This is a genomic window from Pseudoalteromonas sp. MB41 (assembly GCF_020966275.1).
Taxonomy (GTDB): Bacteria; Pseudomonadota; Gammaproteobacteria; order Enterobacterales; family Alteromonadaceae; genus Pseudoalteromonas; species Pseudoalteromonas lipolytica.
The window spans coordinates 1-15,879 of record NZ_JAJJZF010000047.1 but is presented as its reverse complement, the minus strand read 5'-3'; the positions used below and the strand labels follow the sequence as shown (position 1 = coordinate 15,879).

Genomic DNA, 15,879 nt, shown 5'->3' with positions numbered 1-15,879 from the left:
GCTTGATTTTTTGTGCGGGGCTTTCTTTGGCTTTAGGTGATTTAGGCATAGTCATCTTAGGTGATTGAGTCCAATCCATCTTACCGTGTTTTCTCAACCAAGTAAGCACAGTTGAGCGACCTTGTATGCCATAAATTTTTTGGGCTTGTTTATAAGTCATATCGCCTTTTTCTACAGCGTCGACAACTTGTAATTTAAAGCCTAATGAATAATCTCGTTGTGTTCGTTTGATCGGTGTATTATTTGACTTGGTCATAATAAGTCCTAAATGTGTAAACACATTTCAGGACGAGACAATACATACAAAAAAGGCTCTGAGCAAACACTCAGAGCCTTCTTTTCAAACCGTGGTTTATTACCAGATCTTCACACGATCTTCTGGTTTGATATACATTTTGTCGCCTTCTTTCACGTCAAATGCCTCATAGAACTCAGGCATGTTTGAAAGAATACCGATTACACGGTAGTGGCTTGGTGAATGAGGGTCTGTCATTAGGCGGGTACGTAACTCTTCATCACGATATTTACGACGCCAGATTTGTGACCAGCCCATAAAGAAACGTTGCTCGCCGGTATAGCCGTCAATCACTGGCGCTTTTTGATCACCAAGTGATAATTGATAGGCTGTATAAGCAACTGTTAAGCCACCTAAGTCACCAATGTTTTCACCAAGTGTCAGCTCACCATTTACGTTTGCATCTTCAAACGGCTTGTACTCATTGTACTGAGCAACAAGTTGACCTGTGCGCTCTTCAAACTGTTTAAGATCTGATTCGCTCCACCAGTTACGTAAGTTACCGTCACCATCATATTTTGCGCCTTGGTCGTCGAAACCATGACCCAGTTCGTGGCCGATTACCGCACCAATAGCACCGTAGTTTACTGCGTCATCGGCTTCTAGGTTAAAGAACGGCGGTTGTAAAATAGCTGCAGGGAATACAATTTCGTTATTCACTGGATTGTAGTAAGCGTTAACCGTTTGTGGTGTCATGTGCCACTCAGAGCGGTCTACCGGCTTACCTATTTTTGCAGTCATGTCTGCAAATTCCCACTCGCTGTAGCGAATGTAGTTACCAACGAGGTCATCACCTTTAATTTCAAGCGATGAGTAGTCTTTCCACTTGTCTGGATAACCAATTTTAGGCGTGAACTTATCAAGCTTCTCTTTCGCAGCCAGTTTCGTTTCAGGGCTCATCCATTCAAGACCTTCAATCGCAACTGCGTAGCCCTTAATTACGTTATCAACCAGCTCTTCCATACGCGCTTTTGCTTCAGGCGGGAAGTTATCTTTAACGTATACTTTACCTAGAATTTCGCCTAACACACCGTTAGACGCATCAACTGCTTTTTTCCACAGAGGTGATTGCTCTGTCACACCACGAAGTGTTGTGCTGTAAAAATCAAAGTTAAGGTCTACTAGCTCTTTATTTAAAAGACCTGCGTAATTGCTCACAAAATGGAATTTAAGGTAGTTCTGCCATGTTGCTAAATCAGTATCGCTATAGATACCTGCGAATTTTTCAAGGTAGCTAGGCTGGCGAACGATTACGTCGTCGGTTTTAACGCCCGATGCATCAAAATACGCAGCTAAATCGAACTCACCCGTCAATTTATTCGCATCAGCAATGCTCATCTTGTTATAAGATTTGGTTGCATCACGGCTTTCAACGCGGCTCCACTGTGCATCTGCAATACTTGTTTCAAGTGCGATGATATTTTTTGCAGCAGCTTCTGCATCAGCAACACCCGCTTTGCTTAAGATAGCAGTAATGTATGCTTCATAGGCTGCGCGAATCTTGGTGAATTTTTCATCATCTTTTAAGTAGTAATCACGGTCAGGTAAACCTAGGCCTGATTGGTAAACATACATCGCGTTTTCGCTTGAGTTTTTCGCGTCGTTATTTACGTACCAACCAAATGGTAAGCTTCCGCCTTTAATACGTAACTCAGCCATTAATGTAACGAGGTCTGATTTATTCTTAACTGCGTCAACACTTTCAAGAATTGGCGTTAATGGTTTGATACCCGCAGCTTCGCGTCCCGCTTCGTCCATATAGCTGTTATAGAAAGCAGCTAATTTAGCTTCGTCAGAGCCTGGCTTAACATTTTTATTTGCTGCGGCTTTTTCGAGTACTTCTTTCATCGCTTTTTGCGAATCATCATAAAGCTGAGTGAATGAACCGTAGTTTGATTTATCACCTGGAATTTCTGTTTTTTCTAGCCATTCACCGTTAACGTGATAGTAAAAGTCGTCTTGTGCACGAACAGACTTGTCCATGTTCGCCAGTTCAATACCTGAATCTAAAGGTGCTTTTGCTTCAGTGACGGTTGCCGTTGCAGGTGTTTTAACTTCTTGTTCTTTTTCACCACAACCAACAAGACCAAGTGCAAGCGCAATACTTGCAGCGGTAAGTGTTACTTTTTTCATGGGAGTCCTGTACTTAATTGTTTTTGAAGTATCTATTGAAAAACCATAATAGCAGGTAGTTTTTCGCTTCCCCCATAATAAACCTCATATGCAAAACAATAAAATCGAATATGTAACAATTTTTATCAAAAAGGGATGAGCTGCATATTTGAACGATGAAACAAAAAATTAGAGGTTAAAAGATAGAAAATAGAAAATAGAAAATAGAGGTTAGAGGTTAGAGGTTAGAGGTTAGAGGTTAGAGGTTAGAGATTAGAGGTTAGAGGTTTGCCACCTTCGCGCGAAATAAATTTCACGCCTACATTAAACCGTAGGCGTTATGCTTGCATGGCGCGTTTGCGCAGCAACATCTTTTATAAAATTCACGGCTAAAGCCCTTCCTACAAGTAATACACACTACATTCGTGGGAGGTGTTTTAACGCCGAAAAAGCAAACCTGTTCAGCAATATTAAACAACCTTCACGGCTTAGCTCGTACCTCGTAATTCGCAGCTCGTTGCTTATAACCCCTTCGCGCGAAATAAATTTCACGCCTACATTAGCTCGCATCTAGTACTTCGTAACTCGTTGCTTATAACCCTTTCACGGCTAAAGCCCTTCCTACAAGTAATACACACTACACACGTAGGAGGCGTTTTAACGCCGAAAAAGCAAACCTTTTCAGTAACATTAAGCAAACGGCTCAATTTAGCTCGCCTCTCGCTTCTCGCAGCTCGTTGCTTATAACCCCTTCGCGCGAAATAAATTTCACGCCTACATTAAACCGTAGGCGTTATGCTTACATGGCGCGTTTGCGCAGCAACATCTTTTATAAGATTCACGGCTAAAGCCCTTCCTACAAGTGATACGCATCACACTCGTGGGAGGCGTTTTAACGCCGAAAAAGCAAACCTGTTCAGCAATATCAAACAACCTTCACGGTTTAGCTCGTATCTCGCTTTTCGCAGCTCGTTGCTTATTTATCTCGTTGCTTATTTAAAACGTTGCTTTATCTTTTCAACTATTTCGACGTTGGCGGCTGGGAACACGTAGTAATCAAGCTCATTAATGGGTACCCACTTACCTTGCTGACCTTCTGCGCCATGGGCTTCGCCTGTAAAGTTATCAACTATATGAACATCTAAACGCACACATTTATCGCCGTAATCGTGTTCGATAACCATTAATTCATCACTGCCATTAACCGTCAGGTTTACTTCTTCTAATAGCTCACGTTGTAACGCTGCAAACACGCTTTCGCCCTGCTCGACCTTGCCACCAGGGAACTCCCATAAGCCACCTTGGTGTTTATCGTCTGGGCGCTTACAAATAAATAATTGTTGGTCTTTATAAATTACACCGACTGCGACATGCACTATTTTCTTAGTCATTTTATATTTCCTCAATCATAAAAAAAGCGACGCAAGCGTCGCTTTTTATCCCAGTGTTTTGGTTACTTTAATTTACCACAACACTGTTTAAACTTTTGACCTGAACCACATGGGCACGGCTCATTACGGCCTACCTTAGGCTCTGCACGGTGGCTAACTACAGCACCTTGTGGCGTTTCGCCGCCAATGTGCTCAGCTTCTTCGTGTTGGTATTCACGTGGTGCATTTTCGCTACGACGATGTTGCTCTTCTACCTTTTCAACATCTTCTTCTGCACGTACTTGAACTTTACTTAAAATACTCACTACGTCGATTTTTAAGTTTTCAAGCATTTCAGAGAATAGCTCGAATGATTCACGCTTGTACTCTTGCTTCGGATTCTTCTGTGCATAACCACGTAAGTGGATACCTTGACGAAGATGATCCATTGCAGCCAAGTGATCTTTCCAGTGTTGGTCTAGGCTTTGTAGCATAATCGCTTTTTCGAATTGACGTAGTACTGAATCGCCCACCATCTCTTCTTTTTGCTTGTATGCTTGCTCAACGGCTTCTTCGATACGCTCACGCAGTTTTTCTTCGTAAAGTTTACTGTCTTCAGCTAGCCATTGTGAAATTGGCAGTTCAATTAAGAAATCTTGCTTTAAGCGTTCTTCTAGGCCTGGAATATCCCACATTTCCGCTAAGCTTTGCGGTGCAATGTATTGGTCAATCATGCCATTAAGAACATCGCTGCGGATTGCAGTGATAGTTTCTGAAATATCGCCTTCTTCAAGTAGTTCGTTACGCTGCGAGTAAACTACGCGACGTTGGTCGTTTGCAACATCATCGTACTCAAGAAGTTGTTTACGTACGTCGAAGTTACGCGCTTCAACTTTACGTTGTGCGTTTTCGATTGCACGGTTAACCCAAGGGTGCTCAATTGCTTCGCCACGTTGCATGCCCAGTTTACGCATCATGTTAGTCATGCGCTCACCCGCAAAGATACGCATTAACGCATCATCCATTGATAAGTAGAAACGGCTCGAACCTGCGTCACCTTGACGACCAGAACGACCACGTAACTGGTTATCGATACGGCGCGACTCGTGACGCTCAGTACCAATGATGTGTAAACCACCAGCTTCGATTACTGCATCATGGCGCTTTTGCCACTCTTCTTTAATCGTTTTGATTTGCTCATCAGTTGGGTTTTCTAGCTTTTCAATTTCGCTGTGCCAGTTACCACCTAACACGATATCGGTACCACGACCGGCCATGTTAGTGGCAATCGTTACTGTGCCAGGTAAGCCCGCGTCAGCAACAATGTCGGCTTCTTGCGCGTGGAATTTAGCATTAAGTACATTGTGCTTAATTTTTTCTTTACGTAAGAATTGCGATAAGTACTCAGAACTTTCGATAGAAATAGTACCCACAAGTACTGGCTGACCACGTTCTTGACAGTCTTTAATATCGGCAAGGATGGCTTCGTACTTTTCTTCTTGTGTTAAATACACAAGATCGGCACGGTCATCACGGATCATCGGTTTATTAGTTGGCATTACAACCGTGTCTAAACCATAAATAGACTGGAACTCAAACGCTTCTGTGTCTGCTGTACCCGTCATACCCGCTAACGTGTCGTATAAACGGAAGTAGTTTTGGAATGTGATTGATGCCAATGTTTGGTTTTCGTTTTGAATGCGTACACCTTCTTTTGCTTCAACAGCTTGGTGTAAGCCTTCTGACCAACGACGGCCTTCCATTGTACGGCCTGTGTGCTCATCAACGATAATTACTTCGTTTTCTTTAACAACGTAATCAACATCTTTTTGATAAAGCTTATGCGCACGCAGTGCTGCGTAAACATGGCTTAATAATGTGATACTTGAAGCTGAATAAAGTGAATCACCTTCTTCGATTAAGCCACGCTCAATCAGTAGTTCTTCAACCTTAATTTGGCCACGCTCAGTTAAATGAACCTGCTTAGACTTTTCATCGATAGTAAAGTCGCCGTCGCCTTCAACGCCTTCTTCGTCTTCTTTTTCTTGCAGCTCAAGTTCTGGCACAATCTTGTTGATTTCGATGTAAAGCTCAGAGCTGTCTTCAGCTGGGCCTGAGATAATAAGCGGCGTACGCGCTTCATCGATTAGGATTGAATCCACCTCATCCACTACAGCGTAGTAAAGTGGGCGTTGAACACGCTCGTCAATGCTAAATGCCATGTTATCGCGAAGATAATCAAAGCCAAATTCGTTATTTGTACCGTAAGTAATGTCGGCACTGTAAGCCACTTTCTTTTGCTGTGGCATCATACCTGGCACATTACAGCCTACGGTTAGGCCAAGGAATTCAAATAATGGACGGTTGGTTTCTGCGTCACGCTTTGCAAGGTAGTCGTTCACGGTAATAACATGAACACCTTTACCCGTTAAACCACGCAGGTATGCAGGCAATGTTGCCGTTAGTGTTTTACCTTCACCGGTACGCATTTCTGCGATACGGCCTTGGTGTAATACCATACCACCTAGTAGCTGTACGTCGAAATGACGCATGCCATTTACACGCTTAGATGCTTCACGTACCACAGCAAATGCTTCTGGTAGAATATCATCTAGGCTTTGTCCGTTATCGTAACGCTCTCTAAATTCTGCTGTTTTTGCTTTTAGATCTTCATCAGAAAGCGCTTCTAATTGCGTTTCAAGCGCATTGATCAGTGCGACCGTCTTTCTTAGGTTTTTAATAGTGCGGTCATTGCGACTACCAAAAATCTTGGTAAATAAATTAGATATCATGATAAAACCGTTACAATATATTCTTTGTTAGCTACTCGTTAGCTAACCCACTTTCTACAATTGATAATTAATATGCGCTTATGCTTATGATGTAGAGCATATTAATTAACAATTTATCTGTACGCTGTTCAAAACACCGCTTATTTCGTGCGCTATCATACCAGAGTCTGCGCAACATCAAACCATCTCAGCGTGAAGATATGGAATTTCAGCAAGAAAATTTAAAAATCAGCCGTAAACTTTAGTTTAACCCCGCAAAAAAACACGAAAATTAAACCACCCGATAGATATGGCGACATTCGAAATAAAATCAAGATGTGGGGTGAAAAAAGGCGATTTGGTTAGTGGTTAGTGGTTAGTGGTTAGTGGTTAGTGGTTAGTGGTTAGTGGTTAGTGGTTAGTGGTTAGTGGTTAGTGGTTAGTGGTTAGTGGTTAGTGGTTAGTGGTTAGTGGTTAGAACAAAATAAATCCACTTTAATCTCAAGCAAGCTGCGTGATCTAACTTCTAATATCTAACTTCTAATATCTAACTTCTAATATCTAACTTCTAATATCTAATATCTAATATCTAACTTCTAATTTCTAACTTCTAATATCTAACTTCTAATTTCTAACTTCTATTATAAACCTTCGCGCGAAATAAATTTCACGCCTACAAGTTACTTCTTTCGCCCGTGCAATGCCAAGCGCTCAAGTTTTTCTTTCAGCGATGGCGGTGCATCAGCGGCGATAGCCGTTAAGTAATCAGCTGTTTGCTCGCTCATTTTGCGCTTAGAAACGGGTTTATTGTCGTGTTTTGGTGAGGCTGATAAACGTTGGGTTGCTTGCGGATTCGCTGTTATTTTAATTTGCCCGAGCTCTGCCATACCCGCAGCACGAAAGTGCGAAAGCATATCCATTTTTAAATAATTTAAACGCAGCGCAATAGGCGCAGAAACAGCTTCGATCATTAACGTACCATCACGATAGTTACTTACGCGGCATTTTTTAGACAGTATTTCCCCTAAAAACTCATCAAGAATAGCTTGTTGGCTCGAAAGACCTTGCGTTTTTCCAGCATACGACGCAAGACGGCCACTCAAGCCAGCCATAATATCGCCAAGCGCTTTTGGCGCGTATCTATCTTTTGCCATAATTATCTACCTAAACGGTTTTATTACCTACCAAAGAGAATATACCACCGACCGCCAAGGTAAAGCGAGAATAACAAGATGTAGAACCGAGATACGAGCTAAGAGTACCTTCGCGCGAAATAAATTTCACGCCTACATTAAACCGTAGGCGTTATGCTTGCATGGCGCGTTTGCGCAGCAACATCTTTTATAAGATTCACGGCTAAAGCCCTTCCTACAAGTGATACATATTACACACGTAGGAGGCGTTTTAACGCCGAAAAAGCAAACCTGTTCAGCGACATTAAACAACCAGCTCAATTTAGCTCGCATCTCGCTTTTCGATGCTCGTTACTTATAAACCCTTCGCGCGAAATAAATTTCACGCCTACATTAAACCGTAGGCGTTATGCTTGCATGGCGCGTTTGCGCAGCAACGTCTCTTTTAAAATTCACGGCTAAAGCCCTTCCTACAAGTGACACTCATCTCACACGTGGGAGGCGTTTTAACGCAGAAAAAGCGAACCTTTTCAGGGACATAAAAAACCTTCACGGTTTAGCTGTACTAGCTCGCATCTCGTACTTCGTAACTCGTTGCTTATAACCCTTTCACGGCTAAAGCCCTTCCTACAAGTGATACACACTACACACGTAGGAGGCGTTTTAACGCCGAAAAAGCAAACCTGTTCAGTGACATTAAACAACCGGCTCAATTTAGCTCGCATCTCGCTTTTCGTAACTCGCTGCTTATTTATCTCGTTACTTATAATTTCAAGGTTCAAGCCCCTCCTACGCCGTAAATATTTCTGGTAAACTTTTCCTTTGTTTTTTCACTCTGAATGCGCAATGACACAACACTCTCTAACTTTAATCGTATTGGCGGGCGGGCTTGGTAGCCGTTTTGGTGGAAATAAGCAAATTGCTGAGATCCCAGGCCTTGGTTGTACCATTATGGAACTCAGTATTGCCGATGCAGTAAACGCGGGGGTAAGCCAAGTTGTCATCGTGATTAATAAAAAAATACGTGCAGAGTTCGAGGCTACCATTTTACCTCGCTTACCTAAATCACTCGATATTGTGCTCGTAGAACAAGAAATCACAACGATACCCGCTAAATTTAGCTCTTTAGCCACAACGCGCACTAAACCTTGGGGGACAGGCCACGCACTTTTATGTGCAAAACCGTTTGTTCATAACCCTGCCATTGTGATCACCGCCGATGATTATTACGGTGCTTCATCATTCGAGATTATCGCAGAACATTTTAAACACAACTCGCAGTGGGCAATGGTTGGGTACCCAATTAAAGACACGCTTTCAAAGCAAGGTGGCGTTAACCGAGGGGTATGTAAAGTAGATCAGCAAGGTTATCTTATCGATGTGGTTGAGTATTTAGATATAAAACGTGAGAACAACACGCTTTATGGCAATAACCCACACAGTGAACAATGCGAAATAGCGAATGATGCACTAGGCTCAATGAGCTTTTGGGGAATTACACCACGTATTTTTGAGTATTTAGAGAGTGGTTTTTCTGAGTTTCTAGAAGATAATGACAACGGTGTCACAAAAGAGTATTATTTGCCTGACCAAATCCAAAAAGCAATCAAAAACACATTTCAATCAGTGGCTGTCTACCAAGCTCAATCTGCTTGGTATGGTGTTACTTACAGATCAGAGCTAGAAAAGGTTTCAAAAAAGCTTTATGAATTACATCACGGACGAACTAACAACAAGCACACCTGTTCAAATGCAAATTAAAAGTGAATTTCCTATGAAGTCTAACCCAGTTGCAGCGCATTTATCTGAATGTTTTGGCCTAAACAAAGTGGATGTAAGTCTAAAACCAATTGGCAACGGCCACATCAACACCACAATGCTTTTAAAAACGGATGAACATGCGCTAGTTGTGCAAAAGCTCAATACCGATGTGTTTCCACACCCAGAGCAACTGGTCGAAAATGCACGTTTGATTGAACAGCATTTAACAGAAAAACACCAAAAAGGTGAGTATGATTTAGACATTATTCGCCATGTACCCACAATAAAAAATGACTTTTTGGTTGAGTACGATCACGGTGTATGGCGTGCACTCGAATTTATTGGCGGCAGTTACAGCGAAGATGTTGTTGCAACTATTTCGCAGGCACAAACTGCAGCCAATGCATTTGGACAATTCGCTTTAGCATTGCAAGACTTTGAAGCTGACCAGCTGCATCATGTCATTCCTAATTTTCATAATTTAGCGATGCGTTTTGACGCTTTCAAAAAGGTCATCGAACATGACCCAGCAAGCAGAGTTGCGCTTTGCCAAAGCGATATTGATTTTTGCTTAAACCAATATACGCTAGTCGATGAACTAAAAGAGCTTGAAGGTAAAATTCCACTTAGACCTTGCCATAACGACACGAAAATAAACAACATGCTTTTTTGTAAGCAGTCAGATGATGCCAAAGCCGTTATCGACCTAGATACCTGCATGCCAGGCTACTGGTTGTTTGATTTTGGTGACATGGTGCGTACATTCTGCTCACCAGAGCAAGAAGACTCTACGAATTTAAACAACGTGCGCGTTCGCGAAGAGATCTTTGCCGCTATCGTAAAAGGTTATGTAGACCCGTTAAAAGAGGTTATTACCGACGCCGAAAAAGAAAGCTTTTGGCTTGGTACAAAAGTCATGACCTTTATGATTGGCCTGCGCTTTTTAACCGACTTTATCGATGGTGATAACTACTTTGCCACCAAGCACGCACACCATAATCTTGAACGTGCCCGCAACCAGTTTGCCCTATACCGCGATATTCTCGCCAAAGAACATACCCTTAAAGCGATTTTAGAGATAAATAAGGGATGAACTGGAGGTTAGAAAGATAGAGGTTAGAAGTTAGAAGTTAGAAGTTAGAAGTTAGAAGTTAGAAGTTAGAAGTTAGAAATTAGAGGTTAGCCATCTTCGCGCGAAATAAATTTCACGCCTACAAAAGATACACATCTCTCACGTAGGAGGCGTTTTAACGCCGAAAAGGCGAACCTTTTCAGCGGTATTAAATAACCTTCACGATTTAGCTCGCATCTCGTACTTCGCAGCTCGTTGCTTATAACCCTTTCACGGCTAAAGCCCTTCCTACAAGTGACACACATCACACACATGAGAGGTGTTTTAACGCCGAAAAAGCAAACCTTTACAGCGATATTAAACAACCTTCTCGATTTAGCTCGCATCTCGCTTTAGTACTTCGTTGCTTACAACCTCTTCGCGCGAAATAAATTTCACGCCTACATTAGCTCGCATCTCGTACTTCGTAACTCGTTGCTTACAACCCTTTCACGGCTAAAGCCCTTCCTACAAGTGACACACACTACACACGTGGGAGGCGTTTTAACTATACAAGCTCGCATCTCGCTTCTCGTAACTCGTTACTTATAACCCTTTCACGGCTAAAGCCCTTCCTACAAGTGACACACATCACACGTAGGAGGCGTTTTAACGCCGAAAAAGCAAACCTGTTCAGTGGTATTAAACATCCTTCACGGTTTAGCTCGCATCTCGCATCTCGCTTCTCGTAACTCGTTACTTATTTATCTCGTTGCTCGTTATGGTTACCTATGCCTTATCATCCGTTGCTCTAACAACCAATAACCTCTATGCTGAAAACTACCCCATTAATACCGAAGGTATATTATGCATATAAAACACCATGGAGCGGTGAACGGCGTAACTGGCTCATGCCACCAGCTATTCATAAACGACTCGGCTTCTTTACTTGTTGATTGTGGTTTGTTTCAGGGAGAAGAGAGCAAACACGATCTTAATATCGAATTTGATATTTCAACATTAAAAGCGCTTCTTGTTACCCATTGCCACATTGATCATGTTGGTCGTATTCCATACCTACTCGCAGCAGGTTTCAGAGGGCCTATTTATACCTCTTTGGCAAGTGCTAAACTATTGCCTATGGTGATTGAAGATGCTTTAAAAGTAGGCGTCACCCGCGATGAAAGCATGATCCGCACTTGCCTTAAATTGCTTAAACGACAAATTATTGCGATTGATTTTAATCAGTGGCATGTTCTCGATGACTTACAGCTAAAAACAAAGTTTCGTTTGCAGCGTGCTGGGCATATTTTAGGCTCAGCTTATATTGAAATTGAACTTGGCAGTAAACCAAATACACATCGCGTCGTTTTTTCTGGTGATTTAGGCGCCCCCTATACACCACTGTTACCTACTCCTAAGCCACCTTATAAAGCTGATACTCTCGTTATTGAGTCAACCTACGGTGATAAGAACCATCAAGGCAGAAAAGAGCGAGTAACAATGCTTAAAAAGGTTATTGAGCGAGCTGTAAGCGACAACGGAGTGGTGCTTATACCTGCCTTTAGTATTGGCCGAACGCAAGAGCTCCTATACGAGCTTGAACAAATTATTCATACCGCTAGTAAACGCTCCATGTGGCATACACTGCAAATTATTGTAGATTCCCCCATGGCGGCAAATTTCACGACTGAGTACCTGCACTTTAAAGAACTGTGGGACGACGAAGCTAAAAAAAGAATAAACCAAGGCCGCCATCCGCTCGATTTTAGCCAGTTACATACCATCGACACTCACCAAGAGCACCAAGCACTTATTAACTTTTTAGATTCTAAACAACAGCCTGCCATTATTATTGCAGCAAGTGGCATGTGCAGCGGTGGCAGAATTGTGAATTATCTAGCTCGCTTTTTACCAGACAAAACAACCGATGTCATTTTTGTAGGCTACCAAGGACAAGGAACTCTTGGGCGCGATATTCAAACCTATGGGCCACGCGGTGGTTATGTATTTATAAATAACGAAAAAGTAACCATAAACGCACAAATCCACACAATTAGCGGCTACAGCGCCCACGCAGATCAAACCGGATTAATTAAGTTTGTAACCGGTATGCGTAAAAAACCCCGTTTAATTAAAATCGTTCATGGCGATGAACAAGCAAAACAGACATTAGCAAAAAAACTCGAACAGGTTTTAGGAATAGAAATAGGAATAGGAATAGAAATAGTGGTTAGAGGTTAGAAGTTAGAGGTTAGAGGTTAGAGGTTAGAGGTTAGAGGTTAGAGGTTAGAGGTTAGAGGTTAGAGGTTAGAGGTTAGAGGTTAGAGGTTAGAGGTTAGAGGTTAGAGGTTAGAGGTTAGAGGTTAGAGGTTAGAGGTTAGAGGTTAGAGGTTAGAAACTAGATTAAAATAGCACAAGGAATTTGTTATGAATTTTGAAAACTTAGATGTATGGAAACGTTCGGCACGGTTAAGTGCAGATATTTATAAATCAACAACTAAGATTAAAGATTTTAGCTTTCGAGACCAGTTAACGCGTTCAGGTTTGTCTGTACCTAGCAACATTGCAGAGGGGGTTAGTCGCGAAAGTTTTAAAGAAAAAAGTCGATTTATCGATATTGCGAGAGCTTCTCTTGCTGAAGCAAGAACACAAATTTATATTGGTATAGAAATAGGCTATATAAACCGAGATGAAGCACAACTTTGGATCAAAGAAACAAAAGAGTTAGGTGCAATGCTAACGGGCCTAAAACAACGCTTTGATAAAAGACTAGAAGCTAGTGGCTCTAACCACTAACTTCTAATATCTAACTTCTAAAGGTCGTTATTTATAACTCTCATACGCTTCTTTCATGCGCGCTAGGTTGTTGTAAATGTAGCTTGCATTTAAGCGGCCTTTATTAAACACCGTGTTATCGAGTGTGATTGATGATGTAGGCGCATAAGCTTCATTAAATATCAGGGTATTTACATCATTACCGATACGTGTGCCAACAGAAGTACGCCATGCAGCTTGGCCTTTTAACTGACCATAACGCGTAACATTCATGTCTTTACGTGGAGTAAGCGGAATGCTAATTGCAACACCTACTTTTTGCGATTCAGTATCTTGATAATATACACCTACGTAGCTGTCACCAAACCAAAAACGGCTTTCTAGCTTATAGCCACTGTCTTCGTAAAAATAATTACCGCCGGTGGCGTGTAAAGTAATATCGTGTTCTACCCAGTTGTATTGATAAGAAAGCGTTTGATACTCGCGAGTCGCTCTGTAATCAGCAAAATCAAAATAGCCTAATTTTGCACTTACTTTATGGCGACCTTCAGGGCTGAGCCATGCTGTTTCGTTAATAATCGCTTTGTAATCAAAAAAATCTTTATAAAAACCTATTTGCGTTTGGTTATAAAAACCAAACGGTAACGCAAAGGTTTGATACAAACTTGCATTTACAATGCCTTCGTCAAGGCTGTAATTATCAAATACTTTACGGTCTTCAAAGTCGTCACTTTCTTCAATGATAGTTTGCGCAGCCACATTAATACCCGCTCCTTTCCAAAGCGGTATATCAAGTGTTGCACGTGCACCTACCGAATAATCAAAAACACCAAACTCAGTAGCATATGTTGATGAAAGCACTGGGCTTACTGTTAAACGAGGCTTAAAGTATGGGCTTGCTTGTGCTTTACCTGCCCACACAACCCCCTCTGGGATACTCGCTCGACCATGTTGAATATTTAAGTCAGGGCTTATACCACGCTCTATAAAGGCACGGTAGTTATCAATATTTCCCTGAATGGCGATTAGTGGTAAATCCGACTTAGATAATTGAACACTAAAGTGCTTGTTTTCAATGCTAACATTTTCTGTAATGCGACCAAGTACAACACCTATCGCGTCTACATTGTTGCGGTTAAATACCGAGTTCTCAAAATTAATAAAAATTGTACTGGTGTTAAAACCAACTACCACATTTTCAAAGCCGTCATTTAATAAAGCATCTTTTAATTGCAGAACTTGGTCACCTAAATTTGCATTAGACAGCTCTTTAGGTGCTTTATTAATATTAGCAAGCGTTACTGCCGTAGGTTGCTCTGCAAGTTCTGGAGCCATGGCAGTATGAATAAACCCTACACCATGATCATTCACTTTAGCCATTGGTTTAGTGCTAACCGGTGCAACATATGGCGCTGGTTCAACAGGCTTATAATTACTTTTAGCTTCATCAGACAATGGTAGGCTAAAGTTAACCCCCCAATAGGTGTCTTTTTCTTCAGAAAAATCGGTACTGCTGTAAAAGCGGCTGGTAAAAGTAAGCTCACCAATATCGTAAAGCCACTTTTTAGGTACTGTAATACGTGCAGCTGCATTTACTGCTTCGGCATCGTACTCGGTTAATACACTAAACCACTCGAGAGGTTGCCACTCAATCCCCGCAAAGGCACCGTCCATCATACCTGTGCGGCGGTCACTGCGGCCAACACCTGCACTGAATCTAAAATCCCATAACTCTTTTGATGCCACTACATAATAGGTTTCATATTTATTAGCTGCACCACCTATATCTTTAGCGCCTACAGCAATACTAAACCAGTTTTTTGGAATATAAGGTAATTGATACTTAGCATTAAACGATAAATCACGGATTTGACTATTATTTTCATATGCATATAAATTATCGTGCATCGTACTTGATGCTATTTGACCACTGACTTCTAGGCCATTAAATAGCCCGGCAGAAAATATAAAGTTATGGCCGTCTAAATACTTAACACCACGTAAATCTAACTGATTGTTAAAGCCAATATCTGCAGTACCTTTTAATTGTACTTCGGCATTAGGGGTATTTATTAAACCTGTGTAACCAGAGAATGATTGATACGCTTTAATGTCGTCTGCAGCAGCCGGCAAGCTTAATACGGCAGCACAACTTAAAAACAAGGTATTAAATTTAGGCATAGGTGAGTCCGAGTTAAAATTATAAAATCCTTAATTAAAGTAAATATAACATTAGAATCAAAAAACAAGAAGATAGTACGAATTAAATAGTGACGAGTTGCGAGTTGCGAGTTGCGAGTTGCGAGTTGCGTATATGGACTCCCCCTGTAAGGCAAGAAAATTCAAAGTGTAATTTGATAATAGCAAGTTCACGTATATTCGGCCTTATTGTGGGGAGCTACCCCGAGACCTGAATGGCTTAATCCACTGTATTCAAGGCTCCTTATCGAGGTTAAGGTATCCACGTACCATCGCAACTCTCAGGTTTCACCTTGCGTGCTTGTCATCACATTACATTCGTTTTCTACTTACCTTTACTCGGCTTACTCTAGCAGTGTTATTCACCTTATAGCTGTGACTAAGCTAAATCAGCTCTATAAGGCGTTGC

10 protein-coding genes are annotated in these 15,879 nt (G+C 41.6%); 4 read left to right on the top strand and 6 right to left on the bottom strand.

The annotated features are described in order from the left end of the window. The 5 genes from LPA49_RS21885 to LPA49_RS21865 form a co-directional block, all read right to left on the bottom strand. A partial coding sequence (locus tag LPA49_RS21885) for a helix-turn-helix domain-containing protein (protein ID WP_326847815.1) occupies positions 1-256 on the bottom strand: 256 nt, incomplete at its 3' end. Between the two features lie 99 nt (positions 257-355). Then, positions 356-2,428, bottom strand: a complete 2,073-nt coding sequence (locus LPA49_RS21880; RefSeq protein ID WP_180311154.1) for a M13 family metallopeptidase — start codon at positions 2,426-2,428, stop codon at positions 356-358. A gap of 971 nt (positions 2,429-3,399) precedes the next feature. Continuing rightward, on the bottom strand, positions 3,400-3,798 hold the full coding sequence (mutT, locus tag LPA49_RS21875; RefSeq protein ID WP_065979523.1) for an 8-oxo-dGTP diphosphatase MutT: 399 nt from the start codon (positions 3,796-3,798) through the stop codon (positions 3,400-3,402). Positions 3,799-3,860: 62 nt separating this feature from the next. After that, positions 3,861-6,569, bottom strand: coding sequence for a preprotein translocase subunit SecA (gene secA, locus LPA49_RS21870; RefSeq protein ID WP_036973239.1), 2,709 nt, complete (start codon positions 6,567-6,569; stop codon positions 3,861-3,863). Between the two features lie 659 nt (positions 6,570-7,228). Beyond that, complete coding sequence (locus tag LPA49_RS21865; RefSeq protein WP_075593942.1) at positions 7,229-7,702, bottom strand: DUF721 domain-containing protein; 474 nt, start codon at positions 7,700-7,702, stop codon at positions 7,229-7,231. Between the two features lie 825 nt (positions 7,703-8,527). Here LPA49_RS21865 and LPA49_RS21860 point away from each other — a divergent pair. The 4 genes from LPA49_RS21860 (at position 8,528) to LPA49_RS21845 (ending at position 13,292) form a co-directional block, all read left to right on the top strand. After that, a complete protein-coding gene (locus LPA49_RS21860) occupies positions 8,528-9,442 on the top strand; it encodes an NTP transferase domain-containing protein (RefSeq protein ID WP_083633656.1) in 915 nt (304 codons plus the stop codon). Between the two features lie 13 nt (positions 9,443-9,455). Continuing rightward, complete coding sequence (locus LPA49_RS21855) at positions 9,456-10,535, top strand: phosphotransferase enzyme family protein (RefSeq protein WP_075594005.1); 1,080 nt, start codon at positions 9,456-9,458, stop codon at positions 10,533-10,535. Between the two features lie 825 nt (positions 10,536-11,360). After that, a complete protein-coding gene (locus LPA49_RS21850; protein ID WP_230237761.1) occupies positions 11,361-12,737 on the top strand; it encodes an MBL fold metallo-hydrolase RNA specificity domain-containing protein in 1,377 nt (458 codons plus the stop codon). A 186-nt stretch (positions 12,738-12,923) separates the two neighbouring features. Beyond that, positions 12,924-13,292: a four helix bundle protein gene (locus tag LPA49_RS21845; RefSeq protein WP_118844672.1), complete on the top strand. Its 369-nt coding sequence runs from the start codon at positions 12,924-12,926 to the stop codon at positions 13,290-13,292. A gap of 27 nt (positions 13,293-13,319) precedes the next feature. On the opposite strand, the gene LPA49_RS21840 is transcribed toward LPA49_RS21845, so the two are convergent. Further along, on the bottom strand, positions 13,320-15,452 hold the full coding sequence (locus LPA49_RS21840) for a YjbH domain-containing protein (protein WP_230237760.1): 2,133 nt from the start codon (positions 15,450-15,452) through the stop codon (positions 13,320-13,322). Positions 15,453-15,879: the final 427 nt, after the last annotated feature.

Excerpts from the sequence above, each read along its gene's own strand:
- LPA49_RS21880 (WP_180311154.1), bottom strand. The coding sequence starts at position 2,428 with ATGAAAAAAGTAACACTTACCGCTGCAAGTATTGCGCTTGCACTTGGT.
- mutT (WP_065979523.1), bottom strand. The coding sequence starts at position 3,798 with ATGACTAAGAAAATAGTGCATGTCGCAGTCGGTGTAATTTATAAAGAC.
- secA (WP_036973239.1), bottom strand. The coding sequence starts at position 6,569 with ATGATATCTAATTTATTTACCAAGATTTTTGGTAGTCGCAATGACCGC.
- LPA49_RS21865 (WP_075593942.1), bottom strand. The coding sequence starts at position 7,702 with ATGGCAAAAGATAGATACGCGCCAAAAGCGCTTGGCGATATTATGGCT.
- LPA49_RS21860 (WP_083633656.1), top strand. The coding sequence starts at position 8,528 with ATGACACAACACTCTCTAACTTTAATCGTATTGGCGGGCGGGCTTGGT.
- LPA49_RS21855 (WP_075594005.1), top strand. The coding sequence starts at position 9,456 with ATGAAGTCTAACCCAGTTGCAGCGCATTTATCTGAATGTTTTGGCCTA.
- LPA49_RS21850 (WP_230237761.1), top strand. The coding sequence starts at position 11,361 with ATGCATATAAAACACCATGGAGCGGTGAACGGCGTAACTGGCTCATGC.
- LPA49_RS21845 (WP_118844672.1), top strand. The coding sequence starts at position 12,924 with ATGAATTTTGAAAACTTAGATGTATGGAAACGTTCGGCACGGTTAAGT.
- LPA49_RS21840 (WP_230237760.1), bottom strand. The coding sequence starts at position 15,452 with ATGCCTAAATTTAATACCTTGTTTTTAAGTTGTGCTGCCGTATTAAGC.